The sequence below is a fragment of the Pseudoxanthomonas sp. genome (assembly GCF_027498035.1).
GTDB lineage: Bacteria > Pseudomonadota > Gammaproteobacteria > Xanthomonadales > Xanthomonadaceae > Pseudoxanthomonas_A.
Window position 1 is genome coordinate 3862480 of the sequence record NZ_CP114978.1, and the last position, 16426, is coordinate 3878905.

The following is a 16426-nucleotide window of genomic DNA, read 5'->3' on the forward strand; positions in this document are numbered from 1 at the left end:
CCGACCATGGCGATCACGCTGGATGAACTGTCTGTCGCGCTCGGTAATGCCGACGGCGACACTTTGCTCGCCGATTGGGCCTGGCTGACTGGCGAAGGCGCGCGGCCGCTGATGCTGACCCTGGCCGGCGATGCCTTCGTCCAGCTGGTCGGCGAACCCGGCGTGTACCTGCTGGACTGCGCGCAGGGCCTGTTGCAGAAGGTGGCCGACGACGTGCCCGAGTTCCTGCAGCAGCTGGGCAACGCGGACTTCGTCGCCGATGCGTTCCGCTTTGATCTGGTCGCGCCGCGCATCCGCGAAGGCGCCGCGCTCGATGCCGGTCAGGTGCTGGGACTGCGCGTGCCGCTGCCGTTGGGCGGGCTGCTGGAAACCGATAACCTTGAACCGGCCGAACTGGCGGCGCACTTCGCCCTGACCGGGCAGTTGCATGCGCAGGTTGCCGCGCTGGCGCCGGGCCAGGCGGTCACCGATATCTCTTTCGCCACCGAATAACGCGCGCGTTGCGCGGCGATGCCATGACGTCCCTCTATGAAGCCGCGCGCCAGTGCCTGGCCGCCGCCGATCCTGCTGAGAAGGTCGCACTGACCCAGCGTTATGCCGCCGCGTTCGCGCGTGGCGAACTGGCAATGCCAACCGATGCGCCGCCGGAGCCGATCCGCATGCCCGGTCGTCCTGTGCGTCCGCAGTTGGTTCACCAGCGCGAGCTGCGCAAGCGCGGCCTGGGCAGCGTGGAGGGGCGCGCGGCCTTCATTCATGCCATCGCCCATATCGAACTCAACGCGATCGACCTGGCCTGGGATGCGGTCTACCGCTTCCGCGATGCACCGGCGCCGTACCAGGCCGACTGGGTCAGCTGCGCTGAAGACGAGTCGCGCCACTTCATGCTGCTACGCACGCGGTTGCAGTCGCTGGGCTACGACTACGGCGATTTCAACGCGCACAACGGCCTGTGGGACATGTGCGAGAAGACCGCGCACGACGGCCTGGCGCGCATGGCGCTGGTGCCGCGCGTGCTGGAAGCGCGCGGCCTGGATGTGACGCCGGGCATGATCGAGAAACTCACTGCGCTGGGCGACACCGAGACGGTGGAGATCCTGGAAGTGATCCTGCGCGAAGAAGTTGCGCACGTCGCCGCCGGTTCACGCTGGTATCGCTGGTACTGCGCGCGCGAAGGCGTCGAGCCGCGCTCGCGTTTCCTGGCGCTGCTGCGCGAATACGCTGGGCCTTACCTGCGCGGCCCGTTCAACATTCAGGCGCGGCTGCTGGCTGGCTTCGAGCAGGAAGAGCTGGATGCGCTGGCCCAGCTCGAGCCACCGCCGCGCCTGCAGACTGTGTAGAGCCGAGCTTGCTCGGCTTGGGACGTGCCGGGAAAGCCTCAGCCGAGCAAGCTCGGCTCTACTTAAAGCGGCAGCGACTGCAGTTCGAAACCTTCGGCGGTCATGCGCAGCACCGATCCCTGTTCGTACCAGTCGCCCAGCACGATGCGGGTGCAGGTAGTGCCGCCGGCAGTGAGTTCGTGCACGGCCGGGCGATGGGTGTGGCCGTGGATCATGCGGTCGACGCCGTAGCGCACGAACGTGGCTTCCACCTCGGCGGGGGTCACGTCGGTCAGCGTTTCGAACTTGGCGTTGTCGCCCTTCATGCCGCCCTGGTGCGCGGCGCTGGCAGCACGCGCCTGTGCGGCGAACGCAATGCGCGCGGCCAGCGGCTGGGACAGCATGTAGGCCTGCCAGGCCGGGTCGCGGGTCTGCGCACGCACGGCCTGGTAGGCCACGTCGGAGGTGCACAGCAGATCACCGTGACCGATCAGCGTGGGCTTGCCGTACAGCACCACCACCGCCGGGTCCGGCAGGATCCGCATGCCGCAGCGCTGGGCGTAGTCGGTGCCGACCAGGAAGTCGCGATTGCCGCGGATGAAGAACACCGGCACGCCGGCATCGCTGACCGCGCGGATGCCCTGCGCAACCTGGGTGGCCAGTTCGGACGGGTCGTCATCGCCGACCCAGGCCTCGAACAGGTCGCCCAGGATGTACAGCGCCTCGGCGCTGATGGCCTCGCGCTGCAGGAATTCCAGGAACAGGGTGGTGATGGCCGGGCGCGCGGCGTCCAGGTGCAGGTCGGAGATGAACAGCGTGGTCATGCGTAAATGATAGCGGGCGGCGCGTGCGAGGGCGTTGGCCGGCCCTGAATGGCCGTGTGCGGCGCGATCCCGTACCCGGTCGCAACGGGTAAAATTGGCCGATTCCAACGTCTTTCCGGGCCTTCCATGACCTGCCGTACCCGCTTCGCCCCCAGTCCCACCGGTTACCTGCATATCGGCGGCGCCCGCACCGCGCTGTACTGCTGGCTGGAGGCGCGTCACCGCGGCGGCGAGTTCGTGCTGCGCATCGAAGACACCGACCGCGAGCGCAGCACCCAGGCGGCCATCGACGCGATCCTGGAGGCGATGGACTGGCTGGGCCTGGACTACAACGAAGGCCCCATCTACCAGACCCACCGCGTGGCCCGCTACAAGGAAGTGGCTGAGCAGCTGGTCGCCGACGGCAAGGCCTATTACGCCTACGAAACCCGCGCCGAGCTGGACGCTATGCGCGAAGCCGCCATGGCCAAGCAGGAAAAGCCGCGCTACAACGGCGCCGCCCGCGAGCAGCAGCTGCCGTACCGCGACGATCCCAACCGCGTGATTCGCTTCAAGAATCCGATCGGCGGCACGGTCGTGTTCGATGACCTGATCAAGGGTCCGATCGAGATCGCCAATGCCGAACTGGACGACATGGTGATCTTCCGCCCGGACGGCTACCCCACCTACAACTTCGCGGTGGTGGTGGACGACATGGACATGGGCATCACCGAGGTCATCCGCGGCGACGACCACATCAACAACACCCCGCGCCAGATCAACATCTACGAAGCGCTGGGCGCGGCCGTGCCGAAGTTCGCGCACATGCCGATGATCCTGGACGAGCAGGGCGCCAAGCTGTCCAAGCGCACCGGTGCCGCCGATGTCATGCAGTACAAGGACGCCGGCTACCTGCCGCATGCGCTGATCAACTACCTCGCGCGCCTGGGCTGGTCGCATGGCGACCAGGAGCTGTTCTCACGCCAGGAGCTGATCGACCTGTTCGACGTCAAGGACGTCAACTCCAAGGCCGCGCGCATCGACATGGCCAAGCTGGGCTGGGTCAACCAGCATTACCTGAAGACTGACGCGCCGGAATCCATCGCCCCGCAGCTGGTCTATCAGCTGGAAAAACTGGGCGTGGACCTGGCCGCCGGCCCGGCCCCGGCCGATGTGGTGATCGCCCTGCGCGAACGCGTGCAGACCTTGAAGGAAATGGCCGAAAAAGCCGTGGTCTGGTACCAGCCGCTGACCGAGTACGACGAAGCTGCCGTGGCCAAGCACCTGAAGGCCACAGCGACCGCGCCGCTGGCCAAGGCCCGCGAACTGCTGGCCGCTGCCAGCGACTGGACGGTCGAAGGCGTGTCCGCGGCCCTGCACGACGCCGCCGCGGCGCTGGAGCTGGGCATGGGCAAGGTCGCCCAGCCGCTGCGCGTGGCCATCACCGGCACCCAGGTCAGTCCCGACATTTCCCAGACCGTGTACCTGGCCGGCCGCGACGAAGCCTTGAAACGCATCGACGCAGCGCTTATCAAGGCTTCCAACGCGGCCTGAAGTCCAGGAGTACGCCCATGTCCAGCAAGCACGCCTGCATCGATCCCCACCACCACGTACACAGCGCCGACGCGTTCGTGCACGCGGTGGAACATGCCTGCACCGAGCGCGGCCTGCGCCTGACGCCGATCCGCGCGCGGGTGCTGCAGCTGATCGCCGAGGCTGGCAAGCCGATCAAGGCCTACGAACTGCTGGACCTGGTGCGTGCTTCCAAGGGCGTGGGTGCCGATGCACCGCCGACGGTGTACCGGGCGCTGGATTTCCTGATGGCCAATGGCTTCGTGCACAAGCTCGAGTCGGTCAATGCCTTCGTCGCCTGCCACCATCCGAACAGCGCGGCCCATTCGGTGCCGTTCCTGATCTGCGACCGCTGCCATTCGGCGGTGGAACTGGAAGACCGCGCCGTGGTCGACCAGCTCGAAGCGCGGGCCAAGGCACTGGGCTTCCAGCCGCAGGCGCAGACGCTGGAAGTACACGGGTTGTGCGCGCGCTGCGCAGCCTGAGCCAGCACCGCAATTGACGGCGTATGCCGGTCGCGGGCCAGCCTCGCGTGATCCTGTTTCCACGCGAACCGGCAACGACGACCTGCGCCGCCGCCGATCCGACAGCTCAAGGAAATCTGTTCTGGAAGACCGGTGCGTGCCTAGTGTTGCAGGGCCAGCATCGTGTTTTCCTGGCGAGGCTGCTCGGGGATATCCGAAAAGCTGAAAAGCGTATTTCCAAGCAGCACGGGTAGTGATTCGCGAAACCGGCGATAGCGTTCTTCGTTGTCGAAAACGACCGGATCTTCATCCGTGACCCGCTGCATCGAGAGGGAAGTCAGCATGCTCATGCTCCGGATTTCCTTCTGGGAAAGGTCCCCTTCCACCGCGCGAACCATTGGGTGCCGCGCATGGAAGAAATAATCCAGATCGGATGAAGAGCCGGTGATTGGAAGGCCCGTTTCCGGGTGGGGTTCCAGGACAAAAACGGGCGCGCTGCGAGGCCGCATGCAGGCCATGCAATCGGGCCATGCCGTCGACCCACCTGGTTGCCTGAGATGGGCACGCACGCGTGAATCGCATTCAACGCAGGGGTGCCGCAGCGCGCGGGAGTTGCGCGCCGGCTGGACCGATGTTCGCGCCGCGAGGCGACGCGAACGCCGGTGCCGTTCGTGCAGCAGATCCTGCGCCGACTCAGCCCCCCTGGAACTCCGGCGAGACGATTTCCGTATCGATGCCGGCGGCTTCAAGAATCGCCAGTGCCACGCGGTTGGACCTGGATACCGGCGAGGCATGGCTTGCGCCCAGCGACACGACCTGCGCGCCGATGCGGCGGGCTGTTGCGGCCTGGAGTTGCGGTGCGACCATTCGGTCCTGGCGCGAGATGACATACCAGCTTGGATGCGTGTGCCAGGCGGCGCGGGTCACCGGCTGGGCCAGTGCATCTTCATGCAGGGGAAGCTGCTGCGCATACAGCGCATGGACCTGCTTCTTGCCAAGGTCCTGTGCGTAATCGGTGGCCATCGTGGTTTCGTCCAGGGAAACCAGGCCATCCTGTTTCCGTGCGTCCACTGATCCCGCCGTCGCCGGATAGGCGAGGTTCTGCTGGGTCGTGGTTTCGCCGCTATCCGGTGCAGTTGCGGCCACGTAGACCAGTGCGCTGACCTTGGGGTCGTTGCCGGCCTCGGTGATCACCGTGCCACCCCAGGAATGGCCGACCAGGATGACCTTGCCCGGTGCGGCGGCGATGGCACGGCGCGTGGCTTCGACATCGCCTTCAAGCGTGACCATGTCGTTGTCGACGGCCACGCCGTTGACGCCCCAGGCCCGCAGTCGACGCACGACCCCATCCCAGCTGGCCGGACTTTCGAATGCACCATGCACCAGGATGACGGTGGGCGCGTCGGGGTCGATGGCAGGCTGGCGCGCAGTGGCTGCCATGGGGAATGCAGCGGCGAGGAAAAGCGTTGCCAGCAGCGCACTGCTGCGGGCCGAAGTACTGGGTTTCATGTCGTGGTGTCCAGTCGTGGGTCGGCCCCGACGTCATGCGGGGCCAATCGTGGGGTCAAATCGAAACGAGGTGGTTGCAGCGTCTGCCTGCACGCCCGAAGCACGCGTCGGGCCGCCGCGTGGTGTCTGGAATGCACGGGACGATGGCCAATGCCACGGCCCGGCGTCGCGGCAGACGCAGATCCGGAAGTGAAGTGGCCGTCCTGCGACGACGGCGCGTGGCGCCGCGTCCGTTATTTGCAGGAAGCGTCAGGGAGCATGGAGGGCAGCGTCCGCCTGCGGCATTGGGACACGGGTGGTCCGGCGGGTGGTGTCGGGTGAAGCCATGCGATTCCTGCAACGTGCTGAGCTGCCTGGGGCAGGGCTCGCACCTTAGGCCTGGTCACGCGCGAGATAAATCGTCGTAACGCATCATCATTGCAAACGTGGCATTTGGAATGACGCGCACGCGCTTCAGTCGCGCGGACCTTCAGCCGAACGCATCCACGACAAAATCCAGGAAGCTCCGCAGTTTCGGGGTGACGCGTCGGTCCGGTGCGTACAGCACGTGCAGCGGGCGGGTGGGGACCTTGTACTCGGGAATGATCGGCTGCAGGCGGCCATCGGCCAGTGCATCGCGGACCAGTTCCAGCGGCTGCAGCAGCACGCCCAGGCCAGAGAGGCCGGCAAACAGCAGTGGCTCGCCATGGTCGACCATCAGTCGGCTGCAGACCGGGACCGTGACGCGTCCCTCGGGGCCATCGAAGCTCCAATGGGTGCGCAGCTCGTTGTGGGTGAATCCCAGGCAGTCGTGCTGCTGGAGATCCAGCGGTGAATGGATCGGGGCATGACTGGCGAGATACGCCGGGGTCGCGCACAGCACCAGTTCGAAAGGCGCCAGCTGGCGGGCGATCAGGCTGCTGTCTGACAACTTGCCGAATCGAAAGGCGACGTCATAGCCCTCATCGACCAGGTCGACCGCACGATTGGTCAGGGTGAGTTCGACTTCGACCTTTGGGTACAGCTTCAGGTACTCGGGCAGCTTGAGCGCAAGGGTGCGCATGCCGAAATTCACCGGCGCATTGATCCGCAGCTTTCCCGATGGCACGGACCGTGTTTCGGCCGCCAGGTTTTCTGCGGCATCCAGCTCGGCCAGGATGATCCGCGCGTGCTCGTAGAACGCACGGCCAAAGTCGGTGACGCTCTGCCGCCGGGTGGTGCGCGATATCAGGCGCACGCCAAGCCGCGTCTCCAGGCTCTGGACGTGCTTGCCCACGAGCTGGGACGACATGTTCAGTGCATCCCCCGCGGCGCTGAAGGATCCAAGATCCACGGCCTTGACGAACACTGCGAGGCTGGTAAGGCGGTCCATGTGCAGCAGCCGGTTTCAGGTGCCGGACATCGTAGCGATTCACCAGGCCGGCGGCTGCATCACGCCATTGCCGGCTGCGCCTCCGAAGCGCGTTCGCGGATCGGCAGGTTCGCCACCGCGGCGATCAGCGCCAGCGCCATGTCGGCGTACCACATCCACATATAGCTGCCCGAGCGCTCCAGCGCCACGCCGCCCAGCCAGGCGCCGAAAAAGCCGCCGATCTGGTGCGACAACAATGTCAGGCCGAACAGCGTGCCCAGGTAGCGCGGGCCGAAACGCTTGCCGATGATGCCGGCGGTGGGCGGCACCGTCGCCAGCCAGGTGAAGCCCAGCGCGGCGGCGAAGAGGTAGAAGGTCATTGGCGTGGGCGGGGCCATCAGGTACAGCGCGATCAGCACCGCGCGGCTGGCATACATGCCGGCCAGCACGTACTTCATCGGCATGTGCTGTCCCAGCCAGCCCGCGCTCAGGCTGCCGGCGACGTTGAACAGGCCGATCAGCGCGATCGACGTACCTGCCACCGTCGGCGACAGGCCGCACAGTGCGATCTCGCCCGGCAGGTGCGTGACCAGGAAGGCGATGTGCACGCCGCAGGTGAAAAAGCCCAGGTGCAGCAGCCAGTAGCTGCGGTCGCGCAGGGCGATGCGCAGTTGTTCGCGCAAAGTCAGATGGGCGATTTCCGCTGCCTGCACGATGCCGTCGGCAGGGTCGCCACGACGCGGCTTCACCAGCGGTGCGATCAGCGGCAAGGTGAGCAGCGAGGCAACCGCCAGGCCGAACATCGCCATCGACCAGCTCGCCACGCTGATGCCCAGCGTCACCAGCGGCGCGAACACGAACTGTCCCAGCGAGCCGCCCGCGTTGATCAGTCCCGAGGCGAACGAGCGCTTGTCGGCCGGGATGTGTCGCGCAGTGGCGCCGATCAGGATCGAGAAACTGCCTGCGCCTGCACCAGCGGCGGCCATCAGCCCCAGCGACAGCATCAGGCCCCATTCGCTGGTCATGAATGGCGTCAGCGCGCAGCCCGCCGCCATCAGCAAGCCGCCGAAGACCAGCACGCGGGTCGGCCCCTGGCGGTCGGCGATGGCCCCGAACACCGGCTGCACCGCGCCCCACACCAGCTGTCCGATCGCCAGGGCGAAACTGATCGAAGCGATGCCGATCCCGGTGCTGGCGCTGATCGGTTTGACGAACAGCCCGGTGGTCTGGCGCACGCCCATGGTCAACAGCAGTATCGACGAAGCCACGACCAGCAGCAGCCATGGCGTGCGTGCGCTCTGCGCGGTGGTGTTCATGCGGCCTCCTGCAGCGGGATGGCCTTGCCGAGGGTTTTGCCGCCCTTGGCGGTGAGCCGGATCAGGCGCTGGCGCGCGTCGCAGATCAGCCCCGCGCTGAGCAGCGGCTTGAGGGTGCGGGCCATGGTGCAGCGGTCCATGCCGGACGCGTCGGCCGGTTCGCCCAGGGCGTGCGTGCCCTTCTCGGCGCGGCGCAGGCGGAAGCAGGTGCAGTCGGCGTCCGACGTGCCTGGGGTGGACATGGTTGGGAGATCTGGCGACAGGGAGTGCGCATGATGCATGCAGATGCACACGACGATGCAGCCGTCATTGCAATGCCGGATTCCACCATCGGGCGATCTTCCCGATCCCCAGGCCAGGACAGTCGGTGGCGCCCCGGCGGGACGTCAGCCGTGGCGGCACCTGCGGTTGGAAACGAAAAAGGGCCGGATGACTGGGGAAGTCATCCGGCCCGTGATCCCATGCTGGCGCTCAGTGCGGCGACGGACGGAGAGTGCGCGCCGCCGCACTTGGGGTACGCCTTCCGGTCGGGATCAGAAGAACATGCGCACGCCAAAGGTCGCGTTGCGGCCGGGCAGCATCACGTCGTCCTTGAGGAACGAGGTGTGCACGCGCGCATCGCGGTTGAGCAGGTTGTTGCCATCCAGGAACACTTCCCACGAAGTCGCGCCCGCATCGATGTGGTAAGCCACGTGGCCGTCCACCATCGTGTAGCCCGCAGTCTCGGTTTCGTTGGCTGCGACCTTGTCCTGCTTCATGTAGCGGGTGGCGCCGATCGAGGCACGCCAGGCGCTGGCTTCCCAACGCAGCTGCCCGCCAAAGCGGCCCGGTGCGATGCGCGGCAGGTTGCCGCCATCGTTCAGGCGCGCACGCACAGTGTCGCCGAATACGTGCAGATCCCAGTCGCCGATGCTGTCGCTGTTGGCCAGGTGGAACGTGGCTTCACCTTCGAAGCCGTGGAAGGTCGCATCGCCCTGGGTCCACTGGCGGATCGGCAGGTACTCGTCTTCCTCGTCGAAGTACCACTGGTTGCCGGTGTCGGCGAGATAGATGAAGTTGTTGTAGCGGTTGTAGTAGGCCGAGACCTTGGCGTCCATCCAGTCGTTGCGGTAGGCCAGGCCCAGTTCGGCCTGGTTGGCCTTTTCCTTCTGCAGGTCGGTGCTGCCGATTTCGTAGGCCAGGGTGGCGATGTGCGGGCCATCGGCGAACAGCTCTTCCTCGGCCGGCGCGCGTTCGGCGTGGTCCAGGTTGGCGGTGATGCGCCAGTTGTCGTTGAGCTTGAAACCGAAGCTGGTGGACAGGCTCAGCGGCTTGAACTTCGGGGTCAGGCCGGTTTCGGTGTCGTATTTGATCTGGTCCGCGCGCGCACCCAGTTCGGTGGAAAACCGGCCCCACGCGTTCTGCGCCACGGCGAACAGGCCGATGGCCTTGGTTTCGGTGCGCGGCACGAAGGCTTCTTCGCCGATGGCCTGGAACGTGGAGTCGCTGCCCTGCACGCCGACCGCGGTCTTCCAGCCGTTGTCGGCGGCGAAGGTGGCTTCGACGCGGCCTTCGTTGGCGTTCTTCTTGAACACCGTGCCGACTTCGTCGCCTTCGAATTCGGTGTGCTCGTAGGTGGTATGGCCGAAGCTGTAGCGCAGGCCGCTGCCTTCGCCCCACGGAGCATTCAAGCCGCCCTTCACCTCGAAGCGGTCCTGGTGCATTTCCAGATGCACGCCGCGTTCGCCCGCGGCCAGGTCGCCCGGCTCGCCCGGATTGCCGTAGCTGTCGTTGAAGCGCGACACCGAGGCGCCGATGAAGCCCCAGTCACCGGCCAGCGAGGCGCCGAACGCACCGGACTTGTTGTCGATGAAGGTGTTGGCCTGCTTGCCCTGCGGGGTGTCGTAGTCCTTGGCGTTGCGGTACACGCCATCGGCATGGATCGACAGGCCGCCGTTGCCGGCGTCGAAGCGCGCCATGCTGGTCTGGCCGTCCTTGTCGCCGAAGTCCATGCGGGTTTCGGCGCGGCCGGTGATGCCCTGGATCGGCGTTTCGGCGATGCGGCCGTCGACCACGTTGACCGCGCCGCCGATGGCGCCGCTGCCGTAGAGCAGGGTGGACGGGCCCTTGAGCACTTCGATCTGGTCGGCCAGGAACGGTTCGATGGCAGGCGAATGGTCCTGGCTGACGGTGGAGACGTCGGCGCTGGACAGGCCGTCGGACATCACCGCCACGCGCGGGCCGTCCATGCCGCGGATGATCGGGCGGCCGACGCCGGGGCCGAAGTTGGACGACTGCACGCCCGGCATGCCGGCGACGGTCTCGCCCAGGCTGGCGGCGCGCACTTCATCGAGCTTCTCGCCGGACAGCACCTCGACCGGGCGGCTGAGCTGGTCGGCGGTGCTGCCGAACGGGCTGGAGGTCACCTTCACCGCGTCCAGGTCCTTGGCGTGCAGGCCGCTGCCCTGCGCGTGGCGCGAGTCGCTGGATGGATTGGTGGTGCTGGTGGTCGCTTCCTGTGCCTGCACGTTGAAGGCGCACAGTGCCAGGGTGAGGGCGGCGGCAAGCGGGGCGCGGGAAAGGGCGGCCGCACGGGCGGTGCGGGGGGCAGGTGACTTCATGGGTTGGAGCATCCGGAGGGGAGGGAGAGGCAAGGTTCAGCAAAACGTTATAATATATCCACGTCGAGTCAAGTCCCCTCCCGAAAGTCATACTTCGCCCATGTCCTCTCCTTTTCGTTCGTGGCTGGATCGCCTGGGTGCCACAGGCTCACTGGTCTGCGCCGTGCATTGCGCGGTCCTGCCGTTGCTGATCGCCTTGCTGCCGGCGCTGGGCCTGTCGGGCTGGCTGGGCGAAGGCTTCGAGCGGGTCTTCGTGGTGTTCGCATCGCTGCTGGGCGTGTTCAGCCTGGCCAGTGGCTACCGTCGTCACCGCGTACTGCGCGCGCTGGGCATGCTTGTCACGGGCCTGGTCGTGTTGTGGGTGGCCGTGCTCTATACGCCGCTGCATCACAGCGTGGTTCCGCATGCCATCGCGATGACGTTCGGCGGCACGCTGGTCGGGCTGGCCCATGTGTTGAACCTGCGTCTGAACCACGGCCACGTGCACGACGCCAGCTGCGCGCACTGACTGCTGTAGGTGCACCGGGCGGCTGTGATAGCCTCTCCGGCCCTGCGCGCTGGTGTCTTGCCGGCAGCGCACCCGCCATGATCGGCGGGCCACCAACATTCAGGAGTCAAGAAATGGGCAAGGGTGACCGCAAAACCGCCAAGGGCAAGCGCTACAACGCCAGCTACGGCAATTCGCGCAAGCACAATTCGGTCGTGGGCGTGACCGCGCCGGTGACCGCCAAGTCGGTGACCAAGGCGCCGGCCAAGAAGGCCGTGGCTAAGAAGGCCGTGGCCAAGGCTGGCTGATCCAGCCTGCCGACGCTGTAACGGTCCGACGCGGCGCCTCCAGGGCGCCGCGTTTTTTTATGGGCAATGCGCAGGCGGTGCTACAGGCGCTGGCCGACGTCGATCCGGTTGCCGTCCTGATCGGCGAATACGAAACCGCGTAGCCCGTAGTCGGCGTCGCGCAGCGACTTGATGATGCGGATGCCGGCCTGGTCGAGATGGTCATGCAGCGCGGTTGCATCGTCGACCAGCAGGTGCGCCAGGTTCTGGGTGCTGGGCTTGTGCGCGGGGTGCAGCGACAGATGCAGTTCGGCGGCATCTTTCTTCAGGATCACGAAGCCGACGGGTGTGCCGTTCTCGAACGTCTTGGTGAAGCCGAGCACGTCGACGTAGAAGGCCAGGGCGCGGTCGATATCGGTGACCGGCAGCGTGGGCGCGATCCGGCCGAAACGCAGTGTGGGACGCGAAGGGATTGCAACGGACATGGGTGGAACTCCAGCGGGATCACGCAGTGGCCAGACGCGGGGCGGTGCCCGCCGACTGGCATGCGTGCGATGACGGAGCGGTGTCCGCATGCGGGGTCGATCTTAAGCCCGGCGCAGCGCCAGCGCACGGCATGCGCGGCTCAGGGGAGGCGGATGCCCGCGGCCCAGGCGCTGTCGAAGCAAGCACGCGCCGGTCCTTTGCTCAGGTCATCCAACTGGCGTGCATGCCACAGGATGAAGTCGGCGCGCAGGGTGGGAATCAGACGGCCGCGGTCTGACAGGCCATGCCTGGCGGCGGCTTCCACCGTGAGTGCACGCAAGGCCTGCGTGACGGTCGATGCGTCTTGCGCACGTTTTTCCTGGAAGGCCTGAAAGAAGGCGGTGAGCTGCGCCGCTGGATCCAAGCCGGATTCGATCATCATTGGCGTGACCAGGGCGCCTGCCGCATCGATCACCACCTCGGATGGTCCCAGCGGCGCCAACGTGGTCGCCGGGCCGGCGTGGACGACGATCCCCTCGCGCCAGGCCAGCAACGCCGTGTTCGACCAGGCCGGGGCCGTCCTCGCCATCCAGCGTGACCAGGCGCGCGTTGCGGATCAGGCCCTCCAGCGGCGCCGGCGTCATGGCCTGGGCGGTGGATCGTCCGAAGGCGGTGTGGGATCGCCATCGCTGGGCAGCGGCGCGGAAGGTTCCGCACCGGCGCCAGCCGCGGGCACCGACAACGCCTGCGCGGCGGTGTGATTTTCGTCGTCGTCGATATCCGGCGTGGCCGGCTTCTGTGATTCCACGGGCATCGCGGCGAGCAGGCGATCGGCCAGCGCCTTGTAGACCGGTTTGCGGCAGACCAGCGCCGAGGCGCCGCGCGCCAGCAGGGCGGTGGCCAGGATCGGCAACATCATGCCGCTGTTGTCGGTCAACTCCAGTGAAATCACTGCCGAGGTCAGCGGCGCCTGGGTCACGCCGGTCAGGTACGCGCACATGCCCAGCAGCACGACCGACGACGGGTCCACGCCCGGCAGCAGCACCGACAGGTTGTGGCCGATGCCCGCGCCGACCGCCAGCGCCGGCGAGAACAGCCCGCCCGGGATGCCGGCCACGTACGAGACCAGGTTGGCGCCGAGTTTCATCAGGCCGAATTCGTGCCCGACCACCGCATGGCCCTGGACCAGGCTGCGCGCTTGTTCGTAGCCGGTACCGAAGGCGCCCGCGCCGAACATCACGCCCAGCAGCGCCAGCGCCAGCCCGCAACCGGCGGCGAACAGCACCGGGTTGGCGCCGCGCATGCGGCCCAGCCACTTCGGCCTGCCATCCATCGCGGCCAGGATGATGCGGCTGAACACACCGCCGAGCAGGCCGGCGATCGCGCCGCACAGCAGCACCGCCAGCCAGCCCATGCCCAGCGGCAGGGCGGCATCGACGGTGCCGAAATAGGTGTAGTTGCCGACCAGGCCCAGCGATACCACGCCGCCGACGATCACCGCAGTCAGCAGCGTGCCGGAGAAGTTGTGTTCGAAGCGGCCGGAGAGTTCTTCGATGGCGAACACCACGCCAGCCAGCGGGGTGTTGAACGCCGCCGCGATGCCGGCCGCGCCGCCTGCCAGCAGGAAGTGCGTGGCCTCGCGCGGGTCCTTGAAGCCCAGCGCCCGGCCAATCATGTACATCAGGCTGGCGCCGACGTGCACGGTGGGGCCTTCGCGGCCGACCGAAGCGCCGCCGAACAGCGCCAGCACGGTCAGCGTGAGCTTGCCGGCGGAGACGCCGAGCGAAAGATTTTCCTTGCGGAACCTGCGGTCCGGCAGCTGCAACGCAGCGATCACCTGCGGAATGCCCGAGCCGCGCGTGGGCCGCAACGCGCCATTGGTGAGCCACGCCAGCGCGGCGAATACCGCAGGTGTCAGCAGCACCGCCCACCACACCGAGTGATGGATGATCCGTTGAAAAACACCGAAGGCCGCGTCGCTGGCCTTGGCGAAGACCAGCGCCACCACCGCCACGGCGACCGCGCCGCCCCAGAGCGCGACACGCCGCATCCAGCGATCGCGCGACCACAAGGGGGCCAGCGCATCGCGCGCTTCGTTTCTGTCGAACATGACCGGATTGTCGCATGCGTTGCCGGGAAGGCCGGCGCACGGCGCGCGCGCCGTGGACGCAGATGCGTCACGTCGCGACGACTGGCGTGCTTCAGTTGAAAAGCATGCTGCGCTGCGCGGTCGCAGGCAGCGCACCTTCCAGCTGCAGCAGGAATTCCTTGGTCGGCAGGCCGCCGCCGAAACCGGTCAGTGCGCCATTGCTGCCGATCACACGGTGGCAGGGCAGCACGATCGGCAGTGGATTGCGGCCGTTGGCGGCGCCGACCGCGCGCGTGGCGGTCGGTTTGCCCAGTGCAATGGCCAAGTCCGCGTAACTCCAGGTGCTGCCATAGGGAATCGACGCCAGCATGGTCCAGACCTGTTCCTGGAAATCAGTGCCGTGCGGTGCCAGCGGCAGGTCGAACGCCTTCAGCGTGCCGGCGAAATAGGCATCGAGTTGCGCTTGGGTTTCGCGCAGCACCGCGTGGTCGCCCGGTTGCCAGGACGACCCGTGCTTGACCGGATGGCGGTTGCTGGGGAATTCGATGGCGTGCAGGCCGGTATCGCTGGCGACGATCAGCAGCGGGCCGACGGGACTGGGAATGTGGCGATGGAAGATGGTCATGTGCGGGGCTCCGCAGGTGGAGTGTCCAGGGGCCTGGAAGGCGGCATCGCGTCCTTCCAAAGATGCAGCACGGCGTAGCCGCGCCAGGGGTGCCACGCCTGCGCGTGCTGCAGGAGTTGGCGCGCGGTCAGGCGGGTACCGTCGTTGGGCAGCGCCTTCTGCAGGACCAGGTCTTCGGCCGGGAAGGCATCGGGATGGCCCAGGCCGCGCAGCGCCAGGTAGTTCGCGGTCCACGGTCCGATGCCAGGCAGGGCGGTCCAGCGTTCGACGAATTGCTCCAGCGTGGTGCCGGCGTCGAAATCCACGCGGCCATCCAGCACGGCCTGGGCCACGGTGCGCAGCGTGGTCGCGCGCGTCCTGGTCAGGCCGATGGCGCTCAGGTCCGCATCGGCCAGCGCCTGTGGCGTGGGAAACAGATGCGTGTGCTCATCGCTCTGCAGCGGTGCGGCCAGCGGCTCGCCGAAGGCCTGCGCCAGCCGTGCGGTGACGGTGCGTGCGGCGGCGACGCTGATCTGTTGGCCGATGACCGCGCGGATCGCGATTTCAAAGCCGTCCCAACCGCTGGGGATGCGCAGCCCGGGCCGCTTGCGCAGCAGCGGGCGCAGGCGCGGATCGTCCTGCAAGGCCGCGGCGATGGCTTGTGGATCGGCATCCAGGTCGAACATGCGACGCAGTTTTTCGACCACGGCCAGCATCCCGGTCGGGGCGATGTTGCGCAGCTCCAGGCGCAAGGCATGTTCGCCCTTGGGCCAGGCACTCACGCGCAGCCAGCCGGGCGAGGCCGCCGGGCCCACCACGCGTGCGTAGGACGCGGCATCCACATGCTCCACGCCGGGCAGTGCCCGCCCGCGCAGGAAGTCCAGCATCGCGGTGAAGTCGTACGGTGGCCGGTAGCCCAGGCGCAGCACCAGCGTCTCGCCCGCGGCTTCGCGCGGTTCGCGCTTGCGCAGGTCGCGCGGGGCCATGCGATAGGTGTCCTTGAACACTGTATTGAAGCGCCGCAGGCTGTTGAAGCCCGCGGCCATCGCCACGTCGGTCACCGGCAGGTGCGTTTCGGTCAGCAGCTGCTTGGCGAACAGCAGCCGGCGCGTGGCGTGCACGCCGATGGGCGAGGTGCCCAGGCGATCCTGGAACAGGCGCCGCAACTGGCGTTCGCCCACCTCCACGCGCGCGGCCAGTTCGGCCAGTGGTTGCTCGGCCAGCAGGCCGGTGTCGATCAGCTTGAGCGCGCGGGCGACGACATCGTCGCCGCGTCGCCAGGCGCCATCGCCCGGTGCCAGTTCCGGACGGCAGCGCAGGCACGGCCGGAAGCCGGCGGCTTCCGCGGCGGAGGCCGCGGCGTAATAGGTGACGTTTTCGGGTTTCGGCGGCGGTGCCGGGCAGACCGGCCGGCAATAGATGCCGGTACTGGACACCGCGGTGAAGAACAGGCCGTCAAAGCGCGCGTCGCGGCTCAGGCGGGCCTGTTCGCAGGTGCGGTGGTCGGGCAGGGACGGTGAGGACATGCCGCGCAGGCTAGCATCGGCCGGCAGCCCTCACTCGCCGCTTTCGGACATCAATGCC

18 protein-coding genes are annotated in these 16426 nt (G+C 67.3%); 6 read left to right on the forward strand and 12 right to left on the reverse strand.

Translation table 11 applies throughout. The features are described from left to right. The first annotated feature begins 6 nt into the window (after positions 1 to 6). Both O8I58_RS17000 and O8I58_RS17005 read left to right on the forward strand, forming a co-directional pair. Entirely contained in the window at positions 7 to 492 is a 486-nt protein-coding gene (locus O8I58_RS17000; protein ID WP_298318707.1) for a T6SS immunity protein Tdi1 domain-containing protein, read from the forward strand. Positions 493 to 515: 23 nt separating this feature from the next. Further along, entirely contained in the window at positions 516 to 1337 is an 822-nt protein-coding gene (locus O8I58_RS17005; RefSeq protein ID WP_298318710.1) for a ferritin-like domain-containing protein, read from the forward strand. Positions 1338 to 1399: 62 nt separating this feature from the next. Here O8I58_RS17005 and lpxH read toward each other — a convergent pair whose 3' ends face one another. After that, on the reverse strand, positions 1400 to 2140 hold the full coding sequence (gene lpxH, locus O8I58_RS17010; protein WP_298318714.1) for a UDP-2,3-diacylglucosamine diphosphatase: 741 nt from the start codon (positions 2138 to 2140) through the stop codon (positions 1400 to 1402). 126 nt (positions 2141 to 2266) lie between these two features. Between lpxH and gltX the strand changes: the two genes are divergently transcribed. Next, positions 2267 to 3673, forward strand: coding sequence for a glutamate--tRNA ligase (gene gltX, locus O8I58_RS17015; protein WP_298318717.1), 1407 nt, complete (start codon positions 2267 to 2269; stop codon positions 3671 to 3673). A gap of 17 nt (positions 3674 to 3690) precedes the next feature. After that, positions 3691 to 4176 (forward strand): transcriptional repressor, encoded by a 486-nt coding sequence (locus O8I58_RS17020; protein WP_298318720.1) that lies wholly within the window; start codon positions 3691 to 3693, stop codon positions 4174 to 4176. A gap of 140 nt (positions 4177 to 4316) precedes the next feature. Here O8I58_RS17020 and O8I58_RS17025 read toward each other — a convergent pair whose 3' ends face one another. From O8I58_RS17025 to O8I58_RS17050, 6 genes are all read right to left on the reverse strand, one after another. Further along, positions 4317 to 4505 (reverse strand): hypothetical protein, encoded by a 189-nt coding sequence (locus O8I58_RS17025; protein WP_298318723.1) that lies wholly within the window; start codon positions 4503 to 4505, stop codon positions 4317 to 4319. 343 nt (positions 4506 to 4848) lie between these two features. Then, the gene (locus O8I58_RS17030; protein ID WP_298318726.1) at positions 4849 to 5664 is read right to left on the reverse strand and encodes an alpha/beta fold hydrolase; all 816 of its coding nucleotides are present in this window, start codon (positions 5662 to 5664) and stop codon (positions 4849 to 4851) included. Between the two features lie 469 nt (positions 5665 to 6133). Continuing rightward, entirely contained in the window at positions 6134 to 7015 is an 882-nt protein-coding gene (locus tag O8I58_RS17035; protein WP_298318730.1) for a LysR substrate-binding domain-containing protein, read from the reverse strand. A gap of 59 nt (positions 7016 to 7074) precedes the next feature. Next, positions 7075 to 8310 carry an MFS transporter gene (locus O8I58_RS17040; RefSeq protein ID WP_298318733.1) on the reverse strand — a complete coding sequence of 412 codons (1236 nt, stop codon included), beginning with the start codon at positions 8308 to 8310 and terminating at the stop codon, positions 7075 to 7077. After that, positions 8307 to 8552 carry a winged helix DNA-binding protein gene (locus O8I58_RS17045; RefSeq protein WP_298318736.1) on the reverse strand — a complete coding sequence of 82 codons (246 nt, stop codon included), beginning with the start codon at positions 8550 to 8552 and terminating at the stop codon, positions 8307 to 8309. The genes O8I58_RS17040 and O8I58_RS17045 overlap by 4 nt, the downstream gene beginning before the upstream one ends. Positions 8553 to 8843: 291 nt before the next feature. Continuing rightward, a complete protein-coding gene (locus O8I58_RS17050) occupies positions 8844 to 10910 on the reverse strand; it encodes a TonB-dependent receptor (protein ID WP_298318739.1) in 2067 nt (688 codons plus the stop codon). A gap of 100 nt (positions 10911 to 11010) precedes the next feature. Between O8I58_RS17050 and O8I58_RS17055 the strand changes: the two genes are divergently transcribed. Next, complete coding sequence (locus O8I58_RS17055) at positions 11011 to 11418, forward strand: MerC domain-containing protein (protein WP_298318742.1); 408 nt, start codon at positions 11011 to 11013, stop codon at positions 11416 to 11418. A 113-nt stretch (positions 11419 to 11531) separates the two neighbouring features. Further along, positions 11532 to 11705: a 30S ribosomal protein THX gene (locus O8I58_RS17060; protein WP_298318745.1), complete on the forward strand. Its 174-nt coding sequence runs from the start codon at positions 11532 to 11534 to the stop codon at positions 11703 to 11705. A gap of 80 nt (positions 11706 to 11785) precedes the next feature. Here the strand turns inward: O8I58_RS17060 and O8I58_RS17065 are convergent, their stop codons facing one another. The 5 genes from O8I58_RS17065 to O8I58_RS17085 form a co-directional block, all read right to left on the reverse strand. Continuing rightward, on the reverse strand, positions 11786 to 12169 hold the full coding sequence (locus O8I58_RS17065) for a VOC family protein (RefSeq protein ID WP_298318748.1): 384 nt from the start codon (positions 12167 to 12169) through the stop codon (positions 11786 to 11788). A 140-nt stretch (positions 12170 to 12309) separates the two neighbouring features. Then, positions 12310 to 12627 (reverse strand): hypothetical protein, encoded by a 318-nt coding sequence (locus O8I58_RS17070; protein ID WP_298318751.1) that lies wholly within the window; start codon positions 12625 to 12627, stop codon positions 12310 to 12312. A gap of 162 nt (positions 12628 to 12789) precedes the next feature. Next, positions 12790 to 14259, reverse strand: coding sequence for a chloride channel protein (locus O8I58_RS17075; RefSeq protein WP_298318753.1), 1470 nt, complete (start codon positions 14257 to 14259; stop codon positions 12790 to 12792). Positions 14260 to 14350: 91 nt separating this feature from the next. Beyond that, on the reverse strand, positions 14351 to 14863 hold the full coding sequence (locus O8I58_RS17080) for a methylated-DNA--[protein]-cysteine S-methyltransferase (RefSeq protein ID WP_298318755.1): 513 nt from the start codon (positions 14861 to 14863) through the stop codon (positions 14351 to 14353). Continuing rightward, the gene (locus tag O8I58_RS17085) at positions 14860 to 16368 is read right to left on the reverse strand and encodes a DNA-3-methyladenine glycosylase 2 family protein (protein WP_298318758.1); all 1509 of its coding nucleotides are present in this window, start codon (positions 16366 to 16368) and stop codon (positions 14860 to 14862) included. The genes O8I58_RS17080 and O8I58_RS17085 overlap by 4 nt, the downstream gene beginning before the upstream one ends. Between the last annotated feature and the right edge of the window lie 58 nt (positions 16369 to 16426).